Source organism: Mycobacterium tilburgii (assembly GCF_902168065.1).
In the GTDB taxonomy this organism is placed as follows: Bacteria; Actinomycetota; Actinomycetes; order Mycobacteriales; family Mycobacteriaceae; genus Mycobacterium; species Mycobacterium tilburgii.
Genome location: NZ_LR655730.1, coordinates 1 through 15,617, shown reverse-complemented (window position 1 = coordinate 15,617; position 15,617 = coordinate 1). Strand labels below are relative to the sequence as shown.

The window sequence follows — 15,617 nt, the reverse complement described above, 5'->3', positions numbered from 1 at the left end:
CAGGCAGCGCCACAACGGTGAACGACGCGCGCGGCCGGCGTCCGGGGGTGCGCAGAGAGGTGGGCCACGCACGCCGCGGGCGGGCAATTGGTCGGGGCCGGGCCGAGCGCGCCCGGCGCAGCTGCAGACCGGCGGCGAGTCCGATCGCGCGGCCGACGCTGGGCCCGACAGGGGGCCCGCGATACCTCCTGGTGTGGACACCAAACAGCTGGCACCCGAGATCCGCGGCGAACTGAGCACGTTAGACCGCGCGACCGCCGACGCGGTGGCGCGCCACCTGGTCGCCGCGGGCGAGCTGATGGACGAGGATCCGGAAGCTGCGCTCAACCACGCACGCGCCGCCCGGGCTCGATCCAGCAGGATCGCCGCGATCCGCGAAGCCGTCGGCATCGCCGCCTACCGCTACGGCGACTGGGCGCAGGCGCTGTCGGAGTTGAGGGCCGCCCGCCGAATGGGCAGCAAATCGTCGTTGCTCGCGTTGATCGCCGATTGTGAACGCGGACTTGGCCGTCCAGAGCGGGCGATTGAACTGGCCCGCGGCGACGAGGCGGCGCAACTCACCGGCGACGACGCCGACGAGCTGCGCATCGTGATCGCGGGCGCGCGGTCGGATCTCGTGCAGCTCGATCAGGCGCTGACCGTCTTGTCCACGCCGCAACTGGACCCGAGCCGCACCGGCTCGACGGCCGCTCGGTTGTTCTACGCGTATGCCGACACGCTGCTGGCGCTCGGCCGCGCGGACGAAGCGTTGCAGTGGTTTTTGCGTTCCGCGGCCGCCGACGTCGACGGCATCACCGACGCCGAGGACCGCGTGGCCGAGCTGGGGACGACCGAAGAATAGTGAAAAGTATTGCGCAGGAACATGATTGCCTGCTTATTGATCTGGACGGCACGGTGTTCTGCGGTCACCGTCCCACCAAAGGCGCGGTGCAGACGCTGGACGAACTTCGTATCCGCAAACTGTTCGTCACCAACAACGCCTCCCGCAGCGCCAACGAGGTGGCGGCGCATCTGCGTGACCTGGGCTTCACCGCCGCCGCCGACGACGTCGTCACCAGCGCCCAGAGCGCCGCGCGGCTGCTTTCGGTTGAACTGCCGCCGGATTCGCGGGTGCTGGTCGTCGGCACCGACGCGCTGGCGAATGAGATCGCCGCGGTCGGACTGCGCCCGGTGCGCCGCTTCGAGGACAACCCCGTCGCCGTCGTCCAGGGCCTCTCGATGACGATCGGCTGGGCCGCGCTCGCCGAGGCGGCGTTGGCCATTCGCGCGGGCGCGTTGTGGGTGGCCGCCAACGTCGATCTCACGCTGCCCACCGAACGCGGCCTGCTGCCCGGCAACGGATCGTTGGTGGCCGCGCTGCGGGCGGCCACCGGCGCCCAACCCCGGGTCGCGGGCAAACCTGCTCCGACACTGCTCAACGATGCGGTCGGGCGCGGTGACTACCGCGCGCCGCTGGTCGTCGGCGACCGGTTGGACACCGACATCGAGGGCGCCAACGCTGCGCGGCTGCTCAGCCTGATGGTGCTGACCGGTGTGAACAGCGCCCGCGACGCGGTGTACGCCAAGCCGGAGCAGCGGCCCACCTACATTGGTCACGACTTGCGGGCATTGCACCAGGGCCGCGACGTGCTGGCGGTCGGGCCGCAGCCGGGCTGGCGGGTCGACGTCGGCGACGGGGCCATCACAGTCCGCAGCGACGATCACGGGGACGGTGACGACCTGTCGGTGGTGCGCGCGCTCGCCAGCGCGGTATGGGGCGCCGAGGGCCGACCGGCCCGTGTCCGGGCCGGCGACGACCGGGCCCGCGACGCGCTCGAGCGCTGGTCTCTCGTGCATGAGGGCTGACCGGTGACTAGCGTGGAACCGCAATGAATATCGATCCTGATCAGATTCGCGCCGACATCGACAACCTGCTGGCGCAGCTGCCCGATTTGACCGATCCGCAGAACCGCGAGAACGGGCCGTCGCTGGCGAGGCTGGAAGACATCGCGCGACGCCTGTCCGAGGCGCATGACGTGCTGCTGCAGGCGCTGGAGTCGGCGGATAAGGGCTGAGTGTCGGCATGGCGCGACGCGCCCGGGTTAACGCCGAGCTGGCGTGGTCGCTGCGGTCGGATCCCCGGGTGCTGGTCGTCGAGCGGACCAACGTCCGGCGACCTGTCGCCGGACGCGATCGGCGGGCGTGTCGACCTGATCGTCGCCGACCTGTCGTTATATCTCCTTGTCGACCGTGTTGCCCGCGCTGGCTGGTTGAGCGTGGCCGGGCGTGGATATCGTTCCCATGGTGAAGCCGCAGTTTGAAGTCGGTAAGGGCCGGGTCGGTGCCGGAGGGGTCGTGCACGACCCCGTGTTGCATGCAGACGCGGTGCCGGGGGTCGCCAGGCGGGTGGGCGAGCTGGGCTGGCAGACCGTCGACGTGACGGCCAGTCCGCTGCCGGGCCCGTCGGGCAATGTCGAATATTTCCTGTGGTTGCGCGCCGAAACCGATCGGGCGTTGTCGGCGGACAGATTAGTCGACGCGGTGCGGCGTGCGGTGAGCGAGGGCCCGCAATGACCGGCGAGCGGACCGTCCTGCTGGTCGTGCACACCGGGCGCGACGAAGCCACCGAAACCCCGCGCCGGGTTCAAAAAGTGTTGAGCGACAACGCTATTGGACTTCGAGTATCGGCTAGCGAGGCCATCAACAGGGGACCGCTGAAGTTCGTCGCCGAGGATATGCGGGTGATGAGCGCCGAGATCGAGGTCGTCGACGCCGAACCGAACGTCGCCGAGGGGTGCGAGCTGGTGCTGGTCCTCGGTGGCGATGGCACCTTCCTGCGCGCGGCCGAACTGGCCCGCAACGCCGACATCCCGGTGCTGGGCGTGAATCTGGGCCGCATCGGTTTTCTCGCCGAGGCCGAAGCGGAGGCCATCGACAGCGTGCTCGAACACGTCGTCGTGCGGGACTATCGGGTCGAGGAACGCCTCACCTTGGATATCGCGGTACGCCACCGCGGCCGCGTCATCAACCACGGTTGGGCGCTCAACGAAGCCAGCCTGGAAAAGGGTCCGCGGCTGGGAGTGCTGGGGGTGGTCGTCGAGATCGAGGGACGACCGGTGTCGACCTTCGGGTGCGACGGGGTCCTGGTGTCGACGCCGACCGGATCGACCGCCTACGCGTTCTCCGCCGGCGGCCCGGTGCTGTGGCCGGACCTGGAAGCAATCCTGGTGGTGCCTAACAACGCTCACGCGCTGTTCGGCCGTCCGATGGTGACCAGCCCGGACGCCACCATCGCGATCGAGATCGAGGCGAGCGGCAACGATGCCATGGTGTTCTGCGACGGCCGCCGCGAAATGCTGCTGCCCGCCGGCGGCCGGCTCGAGGTGAAACGTTGTGACACGGCGGTGAAATGGGCACGCTTGGACAGTGCACCCTTCACCGACCGCTTGGTGCGTAAGTTCCAGTTGCCCGTATCCGGTTGGCGCGGAAAGTAACGGCGCTGCAGCGGTGCTGATGCAATGCTGACCGAAATCCGCATCGAGTCGCTGGGTGCGATCGACGCTGCGGTCGGGGAGTTCGACCGCGGCCTGACCGTGCTGACCGGCGAGACCGGCACCGGCAAGACCATGGTGGTGACGGGCTTGCATCTACTCGGCGGCGCCCGTGCCGATCCCAATCGGGTGCGCTCCGGTGCCGACCGGGCCGTCGTCGAAGGACGTTTCACCACAACCGATCTCGATGATGCGGCAGTTGCGCAGCTGGACGAGCTGCTGGCGGCCTCGGGTGGGGAGCGCGACGAGGACGGCAGCGTCATCGCGCTGCGCTCGGTCAGCCGGGACGGGCCGTCGCGGGCTTACCTCGGCGGGCGCAGTGTCCCGGTGAAGTCGTTGGGCGACTTTACTGCCGAACTGCTCACGCTGCACGGCCAGAACAATCAGCTGCGGCTGATGCGGCCGGAGGATCAGCGCGGCGCCCTGGATCGTTTCGCCCAGGCCGGCCCCGCCCTGGAGCGCTACCGCAAACTGCGCGACGCCTGGCTGTCGGCGCGCCGCTACCTGCTGGACCGTCGCGGCCGGATGCGCGAACTCGCACTCGAAGCCGACCGTCTCACCTTCGCGCTAAACGAGATCGACGCGGTAGACCCCCAACCCGGCGAGGACGAGGCCCTGGTCGCCGACATCGTGCGCCTCTCCGAACTGGACACCCTGCGCGAGGCCGCGGCCACCGCACGGGCCGGGCTGTCCACCGACGACGTCTCGGGCGGCAGCGCCGCCGACAGCCTGGGATGGGCAAGGGCCGCACTGGAATCCACCGACGACGCGAGGCTGCAGGCGCTGGCCGAGCAGATCGGGCAGGCGCTGACCATTGTCGTCGACGCCGCCCAAGAACTCGGAGGTTACCTGGACGAGTTGCCGGTCGACGCGAGCGCGCTGGAGTCCAAGCTGGCCCGGCAGGCCGAGCTGCGCACGCTGACCCGCAAGTACGCCGCCGACATCGACGGCGTGCTGCGCTGGGCGGCCGAGTCACGCGACCGGCTGGCGCAGCTGGACGTGTCGGAGGAGGGCCTGGCGGTGCTGCAGCGCCGGGTCGACGAACTCGCCCGTGAATTGGCCGATGCGGCAATCGATCTCAGCAAGTGCCGGCGTAAGGCCGCCAAGCGACTGGCCAAGGAGGTCACCGCGGAGCTGTCCGGGTTGGCGATGGCCGATGCCGAATTCACCATCGACGTGCGCACCGATATCGTCTCCGACAAGGCGGAGCAGGACGATTCCGCCGCCCTCAGCGTGTCGCTGGGGGAGTCCGGGCCGACGCTGGTCCGGGCCGGCAGCGACGGCATCGACGAAGTCGAGTTCGGTTTCGCCGCGCACCGCGGCGTGACCGTGCTGCCGCTGGCGAAGAGCGCCTCTGGTGGGGAGCTGTCCCGGGTGATGCTGGCGCTGGAAGCGGTGCTGGCCTCCTCGCGCAAGATCTCCCACGGCACCACGATGGTGTTCGACGAGGTCGACGTCGGGGTCGGGGGCCGGGCCGCGGTACAGATCGGACGGCGGCTGGCGCGGCTGGCGCACAGCCATCAGATCATCGTGGTCACGCACCTGCCGCAGGTCGCGGCGTACGCCGACGTGCATCTGGTGGTGCATGCCGCCGGTCCGCGCGGGACCAGCGTGGTGCGCCGGGTGAAGGACGACGAGCGGGTGGCCGAGCTGGCGCGGATGCTGGCCGGCCTCGGCGAGTCGGACAGCGGCCGTGCCCACGCGCAGGAGCTGCTCGACGCCGCCCAGAACGACCAGATCTGATTCGCCCAACGTCGAGTTGTTGCGGCGGAGCGCGCCTGATCCGCTCGACAAGTCGACGTTCGAGACCTGATCGCGACCCGGCTGTTACTGATGTGACTATATATAACTTCTGGGACGGATGTTACGGCGCGCCTCCCCGCCTCCGCCGGGCATCACGGCCAGAATCGCCCCCATGAAGATGTCAGGGCTGCTTACTCGTAACGCTTCCCGACCGGGCCTGACCGGCACCGCGCGGGTGGACCGGAACATCGACCGCTTGCTGCGGCGGGTCTGCCCCGGAGACATCGTGGTGCTCGACGTCCTAGACCTGGATCGCATCACCGCAGAGGCGCTGGTCGAAGCCGACATCGCCGCCGTCGTCAACGCCTCACCGTCGGTGTCGGGTCGCTACCCCAACATGGGCCCGGAGGTATTGGTCAACAACGGCGTGGTGCTGATCGACGAGACCGGACCGGACATCTTCAAGAAGGTCAAGGACGGCTCCAAGATTCGCTTGTACGAGGGCGGAATCTACGCCGGCGACCGCCGGCTGAGCCGGGGCACCGAGCGTACCGACCACGACATCGCCGACCTGATGCGCGAGGCCAAGAGCGGCCTGGCCGCACACCTGGAGGCGTTCGCCGGCAACACCATCGAGTTCATCAAGAGCGAGAGCCCGCTGCTGATCGACGGCATCGGGATCCCCGACATCGACCTCGACCTGCGCCGCCGGCACGTGGTGATCGTCGCCGACGAGGACAGCGCCGCCGACGATTTGCGCTCGCTCAAGCCGTTCATCAAGGAGTACCAGCCTGTGTTGATCGGGGTGGGCAGTGGCGCGGACGTGCTGCGCAAGGCGGGCTACCGTCCGCAGCTCATCGTCGGCGACCCCGAACAGATCAGCACCGAGGCCCTCAAGTGCGGCGCGCACGTGGTGTTGCCGGCCGACGCTGACGGGCACGCGCCGGGCCTGGAACGCATTCAGGACCTCGGGGTCGGGGCGATGACGTTCCCCGCGGCCGGGTCGGCGGTCGACCTGGCCCTGCTGCTGGCCGACCACCACGGCGCCGCGCTGCTCGTGACGGCCGGCCACACCGCCAACATCGAGACGTTCTTCGACCGGACGCGCACGCAGAGCAACCCGTCGACGTTCCTCACCCGGTTGCGGGTCGGGGAGAAGGTGGTCGACGCCAAAGCGGTCGCCACCTTGTACCGCAACCACATTTCGGGCGGCGCCATAGCGCTGCTCGCATTGACCATGCTGATCGCGGTGATCGTCGCGCTGTGGGTGTCGCGCACCGACGGCCTGGTGCTGCATTGGATCACCGACTACTGGAACCACTGCTCGCTCTGGATCCAGCACCTGGTCACCTAGTCATCTCGGGGAGATGCGCTCATGATCTCGTTACGCCAACACGCCTTCTCGCTGGCCGCGGTGTTCCTGGCGCTGGCCATCGGTGTGGTGCTTGGGTCCGGATTCCTGTCCGACACCCTGTTGTCCAGCCTGCGCGCCGAGAAGCGTGACCTCTACTCGCAGATCAACGGGCTCAACGACCAGAAGAATGTGCTGAACGAGAAGCTCAGCGCGGCAAACAATTTCGATAACCAAATGGTCGGACGGATCGTGCACGACGCGCTGGCCGGTAAATCGGTCGTCGTGTTCCGGACCCCGGATGCCAAGGACGACGACGTGGCGGCGGTGTCGAAGATGATTGGCCAGGCAGGCGGCACCGTGACGGGCACGGTGGCGCTGACGCAGGAGTTCGTCGACGCCAACTCCGCGGAGAAGCTGCGCACCGTGGTGAACTCCTCGGTACTGCCGGCCGGCCAACAGCTGAGCACCAAGCTCGTCGACCAAGGGTCGCAGGCCGGCGACCTGCTGGGCATCTCGCTGCTGATCAACGCCAACCCGGCCGTCCCGCCGGTCGACGACGTGCAGCGCGACACCGTGCTGGCCGCGCTGCGTGACACCGGGTTCGTCACCTATCAGCCCGGTGAGCACATGGCCGCGGCCAACGCCGCCCTGATCGTCACCGGCGGCTCGCTGCCCCAGGACGCCGGAAACCAGGGCGCCAGCGTGGCCCGCTTCTCCGCGGCACTGGCACCGCACGGCTCGGGCACGCTGCTGGCCGGGCGGGACGGATCGGCGACCGGCGGGGCGGCCGTCGCCGTCGCCCGCGCCGACGCCGGCATCAATTCCGCGATCAGCACCGTCGACGATGTCGATGTAGCGCCCGGGCGCATCACGGCCGTGCTCGGCCTGCACGACCTGCTCAACGGCGGGCACGTCGGGCAGTACGGCACCGGGCACGGGGCCACCGCGCTCACCGTGGCGCAGTAGCGGTTCGCGGTAACTGCCGAGTAACCCCAGGCGCCGCCGGGCGTGTTCACCACGGCGCGGTGTCGTGGGTGTTAGGGTGGTGTTCCGTGGGTCGGCAGGCCCAATTCGTTAATGGCAACACACATCGACGCCCTGCCCGTCTTCACGGAGGCCGCCTGTGCGCAAGCACCCGCAAACCGCCACCAAGCACCTCTTCGTAAGCGGTGGGGTTGCTTCCTCGCTCGGAAAGGGCCTGACCGCCAGTAGTCTTGGTCAGCTTCTGACCGCTCGCGGGTTGCACGTGACGATGCAGAAGCTCGACCCGTATTTGAATGTGGATCCGGGCACCATGAATCCGTTCCAGCACGGCGAGGTCTTCGTCACCGAGGACGGCGCCGAGACGGACCTCGACGTCGGCCACTACGAACGATTCCTGGACCGCGACCTATCGGGTTCGGCGAATGTGACTACCGGCCAAGTGTATTCGACCGTCATCGCCAAGGAGCGGCGCGGTGAATACCTCGGTGACACCGTTCAGGTGATCCCGCACATCACCGATGAGATCAAGAGCCGGATCCTGGCAATGGCCCAGCCGGACGCCGACGGGCACCGCCCGGACGTCATCATCACCGAGATCGGTGGAACGGTCGGCGACATCGAATCGCAGCCCTTCCTGGAGGCGGCCCGCCAGGTGCGCCACGATCTGGGCCGGGAGAACGTCTTCTTTCTGCACGTGTCCTTGGTGCCCTACCTCGCCCCATCCGGTGAACTGAAAACCAAGCCGACCCAGCACTCAGTGGCGGCGCTGCGCAGCATCGGTATCACGCCGGACGCGTTGATTCTGCGCTGCGACCGCGACGTCCCCGAGGCGCTGAAGAACAAGATCGCGCTGATGTGTGACGTCGACATCGACGGGGTCATCTCCACGCCGGACGCGAAGTCGATCTACGACATTCCCAAGGTGCTGCACCGTGAGGAACTCGACGCCTACGTGGTGCGCCGGCTCAACCTGCCGTTCCGCGACGTCGACTGGACCGAATGGGACGATCTGCTGCGCCGGGTGCACGAGCCGCACGAAACCGTGCGAATTGCGTTGGTGGGCAAATACATTGACCTGTCCGACGCCTACCTTTCGGTGACCGAGGCGTTGCGTGCCAGCGGGTTCAAACACCACGCCAGGGTCGAGATGGTGTGGGTGCCCTCCGACGACTGCGAGAGCGCCGCAGGGGCGACGTCGGCGCTGAGTGACGTACACGGCGTGCTGGTCCCCGGCGGGTTCGGCATCCGGGGCATCGAGGGCAAGATCGGGGCCATCCGGCACGCCCGGGCGCGTGGCTTGCCGGTGCTTGGCCTGTGCCTCGGGCTGCAGTGCATCGTGATCGAAGCCGCCCGATCGGTCGGCATCACCGAGGCCAACTCCGCGGAGTTCGAGCCGGGCACACCGGATCCGGTGATCTCCACGATGGCCGATCAGGAACAGATCGTGGCCGGCGAGGCGGATCTGGGCGGGACCATGCGGCTGGGGGCCTACCCCGCGGTGCTCGCGCCGGATTCGATTGTGGCGCAAGCCTATGGATCAACGCAGGTGTCCGAGCGGCACCGGCACCGCTACGAGGTAAACAACGCTTACCGTGACCGGATCGCGGAAAGCGGTCTGCGGTTCTCCGGGACCTCGCCGGACGGTCACCTGGTGGAGTTCGTCGAATACCCGCCGGACGTCCACCCGTTCGTTGTCGGCACCCAGGCCCACCCCGAACTGAAGAGCCGGCCGACCCGGCCGCATCCGCTGTTCGTCGCGTTCGTCGGCGCGGCCATCGACTACAAGAAGGGTGAGCTGCTTCCGGTGGAGGTCCCCGAGCACTCGTCCAACGGCAACCAGCATCGAGACAGTGTCGAGCGGTCGATACCCGAACCCGCCACCCGTGGCTGACCACGTTTTTGAAACGGAATGCGCTGGGTGCTGCTCACGAAGACGGCGCGCTCGGTGTTGCGCGGCGAGATCGTGAATTCCATTGCCGCGGCTGGCATTTTGGCTGACCACGCGGCGACGACGGGCCTAGTCCCGGCGCGGGCGGTGGACGACCCGTGGCCGGACAAGCCGACGGCGTTCGCAAGGCGTAAGGCCGCGCAATGACTACCGCGCTCACCCTCGAGACCCAACTGCAAGGCTACATCGATCACCTGACGATCGAGCGGGGGGTGGCGGCCAACACCCTCAGCTCCTACCGGCGCGACCTGTGCCGCTATTCAAAACACTTGTCCGACCGCGGGATTCACGATCTGGCCAATGTCGGTGAAGACGACGTCAGCGACTTCCTGGCGGCCTTGCGCCGTGGTGACCCCGAATCCGGAACCGTAGGCCTGTCGGCGGTGTCGGCGGCGCGGGCGCTGATCGCGGTGCGCGGCCTGCATCGGTTCGCCGCGGCCGAGGGCCTGGCCGAGCTGGACGTGGCGCGGGCCGTGCGACCACCCACGCCGGGCCGGCGGCTGCCCAAGAGCCTGAGCATCGACGAGGTGCTGGCGCTGATCGAGGGCGCGGGCGGGGACAGCCCGTCGGATGGCCCGCTGACACTGCGGAACCGGGCGCTGCTGGAGTTGCTGTATTCCACCGGGGCGCGGATCTCCGAGGCCGTGGGGCTCGATGTCGACGACGTCGACACCCAGGCGAGGTCGGTGTTGCTGCGCGGCAAGGGTGGCAAGCAGCGGCTGGTCCCAATCGGGCGTCCGGCGGTGCAGGCGCTGGACGACTATCTGGTGCGCGGACGCCCGGACCTGGCGCGCCGGGGCCGCGGCACGGCGGCCATCTTCCTCAACGCGCGCGGTGGGCGGTTGTCGCGGCAGAGTGCCTGGCAGGTGTTGCAGAACGCGGCCGAGCGAGCAGGGATCACCTCGGGTGTGTCGCCGCACATGCTGCGGCACTCCTTTGCCACCCATCTGTTGGAGGGCGGCGCCGATGTGCGCGTCGTGCAGGAGCTGCTCGGGCATGCCTCGGTGACGACCACGCAGATCTACACCCTGGTCACCGTGCACGCGCTGCGCGAGGTGTGGGCCGGTGCCCATCCGCGCGCCCAGTAGCGTCGAGCGTCCACCGTCGACTTGTTGCACGGATCGGGCCGAAATCTCGACAAGTCGACGTTCGAGGACGTGCTCAGCCCAGATAGTCCGATTCCAGCACAGGCGGATACCAGTGACTGGTATTCCAGATGGGTCTTGTGTTCGACGGTATTCCAGTGCCGGCCCTGCTCGCCACGCATGTACTCGCGGTACTTCGGGGCGCCGGGCACCCGGACGTTGTCGGCGACCACGATCGAGCCCGGGTGCAGCCCCCCACTCCATGATGCTGTGCAGGTCGTCCAGGTAGGCATCCTTGTCGTGATCGAGGAAGTCGAAATCGAGTGCGCCAGAGGTGAATCCGTACTCGTTGGCCAATGCGTCCAGGGTGCACCCGCCGTCACCGATGGTGCCGACGACACAGGTCACCCGGTCGGCGACCCCGGCGTGCGCCCAGATCTGGCGGGCGTTGGCGGCGTTGGCCTCGGCGAGCTCGACGGAGTAGACTCGCGCGGTGGGAGCGGCCCGGGCGATGCGCATGACATTAGTCGACGGCTGCGGCTTCGCTCCCGTCGCCGATCTGGCCCGTCGTGGTGATGTTGCGGTTCCCGACGGCCAGCCGCCAGACCGACCAGCGCAACGGGACAATGCGTGCCTTGAGATTCACGGTTTCCAGTTTACGTACAGCGTTCATTAAGCCGCGCAGACGGGAGAACACAGGTACCATTTTGCCTGAGACGAAGTTCTGCGATTGAGGTACCGGCGATGGAGCACAACGCCGACACGACGGGACCACGTTGTGGTCTTTGGCTCACTGGGGCCCGAGGATCGGTGGCAACCACCTCGTTCGTGGGCCTGCATGCGCTCAACGCTGGGCTGATAGCAAACACCGGTTGCGTGACCGCCATGGCGGACTTTGTCGATGCGCCGCTGCCGGAGCTTTCGGATTTCGTGGTGGCCGGCCGCGACATTTCGACCACCCCATTGATGAAGCGCGGAGAAGCTGGTCGAGGCAGGCCTGTTGCCTTCTCAGGTGGTGTCCGCGGTATCGGATTGACTTGCAGCCACCGACGACGAGCTTGTCTGGCCGTCATGCGTGGCGACTGCGGATCCGGCCAGCGCCGGTACCTCCACCCAAGCTGAGCTGGTCGATCGGCTCCGCGACGCCATGGCCTCCTTCATATCGCGGCACACACTGGACGTGTTGGTGGTCATCGACGTGGCTCCACTCAACCGCCCGCGATTGACATCCCGGAGAATCACAATGCTGAACTGCTGCTGCGATCGTTGGTCGAGCCGAACCGCATTGTGCTGTCGGCTAGCGGCCTGACTGTCCTTGCCGCCATCCGCAACGGCGCCGCGTACTTGTGCTTCACCCCGTCACCGAGCCTCGGCCTGCTGGCGTTGCGCAGCATTGCTGAAGACGCGGGTATCCTCTACCTCTACGCCGGCCAGGATGCCAAGACCGGTCAGGCCTTGCTGCGCACGGTATTGGCGCCGATGTTCGCCAGCCGCGCGATGACGGTCTGGTCCTGGTCCGGGACTAACCTGCTCGGCGGCGGAGACGGCGTCACCCTGGCCGATCCGGTTACCGTCGCATCCAAGCACGCTACCAAGCGGCGCGGTCTGCAGCAGATGCTCGGTGGCGTGACCGCTCCGCTGCACATTGACTATATGCCCGATCTCGGCGAAACGAAGGTTGCGTGGGATTACATCCATGCCACCGGGTTTTTGGGTGGCCAGGTCACCTTGCAGACGATCTGGTCGGTACCGGATTCCGCGCTGGCCACGCCGCTGGTCCTCGACGTCGCGCGCCTGTTAGCGGATAGGCCGGCTGCACGGCGTGCGAGGTGTCGTACCCGAGCTGGGTTTCTTCTTCAAGGAACCCTGGGGATCTGAAATGCATTCACTTGCAGCGCAATACAAATCACTGCTGCGGTAGATCACGTCGTTTACGGCTGAGCGGTGAAGGTCAAGGCGTACCTCGACTTGATGAGGGCGCCTCCTGCGCTCACGGTCTTGGGCGACAGCGCCGTGGGCGCCATCTGGTCCGGACGTCCCCTGGCCAGGCGACCCCTGGCGGCCCGAACTTGGATTGATACAGCCGTAGCAGAGGTTGGCCGCTCTCCCGAGAAGATTGTGGAACTCCTCCCCGGCGCGATGCGAGGAGTCGGGGAATCACGACGAAACCGCGGTGTTCGAAGCCCAACTGAAAATTGCGGCCGAACGAGGGATGCCTGCGCTGGTTCATACGCCCCATCGCGACAAGCTTGGCGGGACCCTGGCCAGTGTCGAAGTGGTGAAGCGGGTGGGAATCGATGCCGGCATGGTTTTGCTGGATCATCTGAACGAGGTCACCATGAGCTGGCACTGGAAAGAGGTTGCTGGGCCGGTTTTTCGATCTACCCGGACACCAAGATGGACGAGGACCGGATGGTCGCGTTGATGCAGCGCTACGGCCTGGAACGAATCATCGTCAATTCCGCCGCGGACTGGGGCCGATCCGATCCGCTCAAGACGGCCAAGACGGGGCAGGCAATGCGGGCGGCTTCCTTCACCGAAGATGACGTCGACCGGGTGCTGTGGCGCAATCCGGTCGAATTTTACGGACAGAGCGGGCAGCTGCTGCTGAGCGACGAACAGGAACCCGCCTTCGCCGGCAACATGATTCAACACGGGGAGAAGCGGTTATGATGCAGTCCTACTGCAGCAATGTCGTTGCGGCCGACACGCTGCTGGTGCTGGAACGCCAATTGCTGTCGGTATTCTCCCCTGCCCGCGAGCAAGCGGGCCTGGAGCAACTCGGCATCGGACTGTGGTTGCCAGCTCGTACCATGGCCCGGCTGGCGGATGATTGTCTTTCGCGCCACCGGCTGGCCGCGATGCTGGACGATACCGGGCTCTCGGTTACTAACATGAATGCCTTTCCCTACGGCGCCTTTCACGGTAGCTCAGTGAAACATGCTGTTTATCAACCAGACTAAACCACACAACAACAATTTCAGTATACAAGGGATTGTTCAGTATACAAGGGATTGCGCCGCGGTGCTCAGCGATCTGTTGGGCGATACCGAGCACGGCAGTATCTCGACGCTGCCCTTGGGGTGGGGCGACCCGTGGAACGAGATGGCCGATAGCAAAGCTCGCTAGGGATTGTCCGCATTGTGCGATGAGCTGCGGCGTATTTGAAGATGGGACTGGGAATCGGATCAGACTGGCCATCGAACCCGAACCCTGCTGTGTCATCGGTTAGTGTGGTGACGCAATCGGCTGGTTTGCCCATGCCGTCCAGGCAGGTGATGTTGATACACGCTATGTAGGCGTGTGCTTGGACACATGCCACCTCGCGGTCATGTACGAAGATCCGCCGCGGTCGTGTCGGGCCTGGCCGACATAGGAATCGAGGTAGTAAAGATACAGGCCTCCAACGCGATTCAGATCGATGATCTGTAGGGCGACGGGGTGGCCGAATCCTTCGCCGAATTCGCGAATTCCCCTACCTGCATCATGTCAACGGAGTCGACGTGAACGGTTACCGGTGGTTTCGCGATGACCTGTCCTTCGCGGACCCGGCGACACCCCGGTCGGATAGCGTGCGTGCACTACCACGTGGCGTTGCATGTCAGTCCACCCGAACCGCTAGCCAACACCGCACACATCCTCACCGATGTCATGGTTATGCTGCACAGCGGGACGCTCGCGGGACCTATCGACGTCGAAATCGAAACCCATACCTGGGAAGTGCTTCCTCGGTCATTGCGCTTGGCTGGCCTGGGACGAAAGCATTGCGGGCTAGATCCGTTGGCTCGATGAACTTGTTTCCGCGCGGGATCCAGAATGACGCAATCGGTGCTCCTGATCAACGTCGTCGGCTTGACGCAGCCGCTGCTGCAACACATGCCGAATCATTCCACGCTGGCCTCCCAGGGAACCATGAAACCGCTTGCGCCCGTTTTCCGGCGGTTACCTGCTCGGTGCAATCGTCTATGGTGACCGGCCTGATGCCCAACCAGCGTGGAATCGTGGGTATCGGTTGGTATTTCCGCGATCTCGGCGAAGTGCTGCTGTGGCGCCAAAGTAACAAGCTGGCCCTGGGGGAGAAGGTCTGGGAGACGGCAGCGGGCCGCTTCGATGACTACACGTCAGCCAACGTCGGCTGGTGGTATGCGATGAACGTCAGCAACGACGCCATCATCACACCACAGCCAGTTTATCACCAGGACGGACGCAAGTCGCCAGACTGCTACACCGTCCCGCCGGATCTGCATGACATTCTGACCGAAAAGCTCGGAACATTCCCACTTTTTCAGTACTGGGGGCCGACGGCCAACATCACCTCGTCGCGCTGGCTGGTCAATGCCTCGATTGAAATCATCCAGCGCTATTCGCCGACCCTTTTCACCGCTTAAATGTCTACACCCAGCAGGGCCGGGAGTACCTGTACCCATGGACATCGCGGGCCTTCGCCGTCGTCGACCACCAGGCGGTCCATATCTACGTGCGCGACGATTCCGACGTCCCCCGGGTAACCGGCCTGGTCAAGGGTCTGGACGGCGTCGATGAGGTGCTCGATCGAAACGGCCAGCAGGCGTTGGCCATCGACCACCCTTGCTCCGGTGAACTGGTGGCGATCGCCGAACCAGGCGCATGGTTCACCTACTACTGGCTAGACGACGACCGTGCTCCCGAGTTCGCGCCGTGCGTGGATAACCACTGCAAGCCCTGCTATGACTTCGCGGAATTGCTGATAAACCCCGACGATTGCGCGGTGGAAGCCAAAGTCGCGGGTAAAGCCTTTCCCGGCAGATTCGACTGTGACGGGGTACGCCACCGCCCGGCGCAGCACCTCATTCTCCTGCTCCAACAACCGATTCCGGTGACGCAGCTCCCGCAGCTCGGCCGATTCCCCGGTCGTCTTACCCGGTGTGGCCCCGTCGTCGATGTCGGCCTGGCGTAGCCACTTCCACAGCGTCATCGGATGCACTCCGAAATCA

At 66.3% G+C, this 15,617-nt stretch carries 17 protein-coding genes and 2 pseudogenes; 16 read left to right on the top strand and 3 right to left on the bottom strand.

Features of this window, described 5'->3' with window-relative positions:
* Window positions 1-121: 121 nt before the first annotated feature.
* From FQ389_RS14395 to xerD, 11 genes and pseudogenes are all read left to right on the top strand, one after another.
* Window positions 122-841 carry a tetratricopeptide repeat protein gene (locus FQ389_RS14395; protein WP_260860788.1) on the top strand — a complete coding sequence of 240 codons (720 nt, stop codon included), beginning with the start codon at window positions 122-124 and terminating at the stop codon, window positions 839-841.
* On the top strand, window positions 841-1,845 hold the full coding sequence (locus FQ389_RS14390) for an HAD-IIA family hydrolase (protein ID WP_144208813.1): 1,005 nt from the start codon (window positions 841-843) through the stop codon (window positions 1,843-1,845). Before FQ389_RS14395 ends, FQ389_RS14390 begins: the two co-directional genes overlap by 1 nt.
* 23 nt (window positions 1,846-1,868) lie before the next feature.
* Window positions 1,869-2,054 (top strand): hypothetical protein, encoded by a 186-nt coding sequence (locus FQ389_RS14385; RefSeq protein ID WP_144208810.1) that lies wholly within the window; start codon window positions 1,869-1,871, stop codon window positions 2,052-2,054.
* A 35-nt stretch (window positions 2,055-2,089) separates the two neighbouring features.
* Window positions 2,090-2,553 (top strand): annotated as a pseudogene (locus tag FQ389_RS14380) (SAM-dependent methyltransferase); the annotation flags it as partial.
* Window positions 2,550-3,473, top strand: a complete 924-nt coding sequence (locus tag FQ389_RS14375; RefSeq protein ID WP_144208807.1) for an NAD kinase — start codon at window positions 2,550-2,552, stop codon at window positions 3,471-3,473. The pseudogene FQ389_RS14380 and the gene FQ389_RS14375, both read left to right, overlap by 4 nt.
* Window positions 3,474-3,497: 24 nt before the next feature.
* Window positions 3,498-5,273 (top strand): DNA repair protein RecN, encoded by a 1,776-nt coding sequence (gene recN / locus FQ389_RS14370; protein WP_144208804.1) that lies wholly within the window; start codon window positions 3,498-3,500, stop codon window positions 5,271-5,273.
* Between the two features lie 172 nt (window positions 5,274-5,445).
* Window positions 5,446-6,627, top strand: a complete 1,182-nt coding sequence (steA, locus tag FQ389_RS14365; protein WP_144208801.1) for a putative cytokinetic ring protein SteA — start codon at window positions 5,446-5,448, stop codon at window positions 6,625-6,627.
* 21 nt (window positions 6,628-6,648) lie between these two features.
* Window positions 6,649-7,593, top strand: coding sequence for a copper transporter (locus FQ389_RS14360; protein ID WP_144208797.1), 945 nt, complete (start codon window positions 6,649-6,651; stop codon window positions 7,591-7,593).
* A gap of 157 nt (window positions 7,594-7,750) precedes the next feature.
* Window positions 7,751-9,502 (top strand): CTP synthase, encoded by a 1,752-nt coding sequence (locus FQ389_RS14355; protein WP_144208792.1) that lies wholly within the window; start codon window positions 7,751-7,753, stop codon window positions 9,500-9,502.
* Between the two features lie 27 nt (window positions 9,503-9,529).
* Window positions 9,530-9,706 carry a hypothetical protein gene (locus FQ389_RS14350; RefSeq protein ID WP_186296441.1) on the top strand — a complete coding sequence of 59 codons (177 nt, stop codon included), beginning with the start codon at window positions 9,530-9,532 and terminating at the stop codon, window positions 9,704-9,706.
* On the top strand, window positions 9,703-10,647 hold the full coding sequence (gene xerD / locus FQ389_RS14345; RefSeq protein WP_144208789.1) for a site-specific tyrosine recombinase XerD: 945 nt from the start codon (window positions 9,703-9,705) through the stop codon (window positions 10,645-10,647). Before FQ389_RS14350 ends, xerD begins: the two co-directional genes overlap by 4 nt.
* Window positions 10,648-10,720: 73 nt before the next feature.
* Here xerD and FQ389_RS14340 read toward each other — a convergent pair.
* Window positions 10,721-11,290: pseudogene (locus tag FQ389_RS14340) on the bottom strand (hypothetical protein).
* Window positions 11,291-11,805: 515 nt separating this feature from the next.
* On the opposite strand from FQ389_RS14340, the gene FQ389_RS20455 reads away from it, so the two are divergent.
* The 5 genes from FQ389_RS20455 to FQ389_RS20435 all read left to right on the top strand — a co-directional run bounded on the left by FQ389_RS20455 (window position 11,806) and on the right by FQ389_RS20435 (window position 15,032).
* Window positions 11,806-12,522, top strand: coding sequence for an inositol-3-phosphate synthase (locus FQ389_RS20455; RefSeq protein ID WP_313901987.1), 717 nt, complete (start codon window positions 11,806-11,808; stop codon window positions 12,520-12,522).
* 295 nt (window positions 12,523-12,817) lie between these two features.
* Entirely contained in the window at window positions 12,818-13,069 is a 252-nt protein-coding gene (locus FQ389_RS20450) for a hypothetical protein (protein ID WP_260860786.1), read from the top strand.
* Window positions 13,057-13,317: a hypothetical protein gene (locus FQ389_RS20445; RefSeq protein WP_260860785.1), complete on the top strand. Its 261-nt coding sequence runs from the start codon at window positions 13,057-13,059 to the stop codon at window positions 13,315-13,317. The genes FQ389_RS20450 and FQ389_RS20445 overlap by 13 nt, the downstream gene beginning before the upstream one ends.
* A complete protein-coding gene (locus FQ389_RS20440) occupies window positions 13,314-13,607 on the top strand; it encodes a hypothetical protein (protein WP_260860784.1) in 294 nt (97 codons plus the stop codon). Before FQ389_RS20445 ends, FQ389_RS20440 begins: the two co-directional genes overlap by 4 nt.
* 825 nt (window positions 13,608-14,432) lie before the next feature.
* The gene (locus FQ389_RS20435; RefSeq protein WP_260860783.1) at window positions 14,433-15,032 is read left to right on the top strand and encodes an alkaline phosphatase family protein; all 600 of its coding nucleotides are present in this window, start codon (window positions 14,433-14,435) and stop codon (window positions 15,030-15,032) included.
* Here FQ389_RS20435 and FQ389_RS20430 read toward each other — a convergent pair.
* A complete protein-coding gene (locus FQ389_RS20430; RefSeq protein WP_260860782.1) occupies window positions 15,029-15,229 on the bottom strand; it encodes a hypothetical protein in 201 nt (66 codons plus the stop codon). The genes FQ389_RS20435 and FQ389_RS20430 overlap by 4 nt on opposite strands.
* 60 nt (window positions 15,230-15,289) lie before the next feature.
* On the bottom strand, window positions 15,290-15,617 hold a 328-nt coding region (locus tag FQ389_RS20425), incomplete at its 5' end, for a transposase (RefSeq protein WP_407662899.1).